Source organism: Streptomyces sp. UH6 (genome assembly GCF_013421635.1).
Classification (GTDB): Bacteria; Actinomycetota; Actinomycetes; order Streptomycetales; family Streptomycetaceae; genus Streptomyces; species Streptomyces abyssomicinicus.
Genome location: NZ_JACADT010000989.1, coordinates 1 through 2,082, shown reverse-complemented (window position 1 = coordinate 2,082; position 2,082 = coordinate 1). Strand labels below are relative to the sequence as shown.

Annotated in this window: 1 protein-coding gene and 1 pseudogene; both read left to right on the top strand. The window is 72.4% G+C overall.

Translation table 11 applies throughout. The annotated features are described in order from the left end of the window. Positions 1-1,824: penicillin-binding protein 2 (locus HW445_RS28370; RefSeq protein WP_180223714.1), on the top strand; the 1,824-nt coding region annotated here is incomplete at its 5' end. Between the two features lie 46 nt (positions 1,825-1,870). Beyond that, a pseudogene (locus tag HW445_RS32925) lies at positions 1,871-2,082 on the top strand (UDP-N-acetylmuramoyl-L-alanyl-D-glutamate--2,6-diaminopimelate ligase); the annotation flags it as partial.

Genomic DNA, 2,082 nt, shown 5'->3' with positions numbered 1-2,082 from the left:
CGCCCGCGACTGCGCCTGATCGGCCTCGCCCTCACCCTGGTGCTCTCCGCCTTCCTGGTGCGGCTGCTCCAGGTCCAGGCGGTCGACGCGAGCACCTACACCGCCAAGGCCCAGCAGAACCGCTACGTGGACCAGACGGTCGAGGCGGAGCGCGGCGGCATCACCGACCGCAACGGCGTCGCCCTCGCCAGCAGCGTCGACGCCGACGACATCACCGCCGACCCCACGATGTTCACCCGCAAGGCCACCGGCGTCGACGACGCCCCCGAACGGGCCGCCGAACTGCTCACCCAGGTGCTCGGCGGCGACCAGGAGGAGCAGGCGGAGATCGCCCGCAAGCTGCGGACGAAGAACACCATGTACGTCCTGCTCGCCCGCCGCCGCACCCCCCAGGAGTGGCAGCAGATCGCCGACCTCAAGGCCGAACTGGCCCGTCAGGAGAGGGAGGACTCCGGCGTGGTCAACGTGCTGGCCGGCGTCTTCTCCGCCCCCAGCAGCAAGCGCGTCTACCCCAACGGCGACCTGGCGGCCGCCGTGCTGGGCTGGGTCGACGCCGAGGGCGAGGGCGGCGGCGGCATCGAACGGCAGCTCCAGGAGACCCTGGCCGGCCGCGACGGCGAGATCCGCTACGCGCAGTCCGGCGGCCGTCAGGTGCCCACCGCGGGCCTGAGCGAGAAGCCCGCCGTGCCCGGCTCCACCGTCGAGCTCACCATCGACCGCGACATCCAGTGGGCCGCGCAGAAGGCCATCGGCGACCAGGTGGCGAAGTCGGAGGCCGACCGCGGCTACGTCATCGTCCAGGACACCCGCACCGGGGAGATCCTGGCCATGGCCAACGCCCCCGGCTTCGACCCCAACGACCTCTCCGAGGCCGACCCCGCCGCCCTGCGCAACGCCGCCGTCGAGGACGCCTACGAACCCGGCTCCACCGCCAAGGTGATCTCCATGGCCGCCGTCCTCGACGAGGGCGTGGCCACCCCGCTGACCCACGTCACGGTGCCCAACCGGCTGCACCGCGGCGACCGGCTCTTCCGCGACGACATCGACCACGAGACCTGGCACCTCACGCTCAACGGCGTGCTCGCCAAGTCCAGCAACATCGGCACCATCATGGCCACCGGCCAGCTCGGCGACACGCAGAAGGAGGCCAACGAGGTCCTCCACTCCTACCTGCGCAAGTTCGGCATCGGGCAGCCCACCGGGCTCGGCCTGCCCGGCGCGACCTCCGGCATCCTGGCCCCGCCCGAGGACTGGTCGACCTCGCAGCAGTACACGATCCCCTTCGGCCAGGGCGTCTCCGTCAACGCCCTACAGGCGGCCTCCGTCTACTCGACGGTCGCCAACGGCGGCGTGCGGGTGGAACCCACCCTGGTCCGCGGCACCCGCGGCCCCGACGGCCGCTTCACCGCGGCGCCGGAGCCGGAGAAGAAGCGGGTGATCAGCGAGAAGACCGCCGGCACCCTCTCCCGGATGCTGGAGTCCGTGGTCGACGACGGCGAGGGCACCGGCACCAAGGCACGCATCCCCGGTTACCGGGTGGCCGGAAAGACCGGCACCGCCAACCGGGTGGATCCCAAGACCGGCAACTACCGCGGCTACACCTCCTCCTTCGCCGGATTCGCCCCCGCCGACAAGCCGCGCATCACCGTCTACTGCGTCATCCAGAACCCCACCGAGGGCAGCCACTTCGGCGGACAGATCTGCGGCCCCGTGCACAAGCAGGTCATGGAATTCGCCCTGAAGGCCCTCCAGATCCCGCCCACCGGAGAGGAACCGGCCCGACTGCCCGTCACCTTCGACCCCGAAGCCGCCCGCAAGCCGTGAGGCACGGCGTCCCCCGTCAGCACCGCCCAGAACACCAGGAAAGCCCGTGACGACGATCACCTCCGGCCCCGGTCCCGCCGACGGATCCGGCCACGCCCCGCCCGGCCCCTCGCTTCGCTCCGGCACCCCCGCGCCCGGTACGCTCACCGCCGTGCCACACGCTGATCAGTCCCCCCACACGCAGGCCGCGTCCGCGAAACCCGCGGGGCCGCCGAGGCCCGAACGGACCGGCGCCACCCCCCTCGCGGAGCTGGCCCG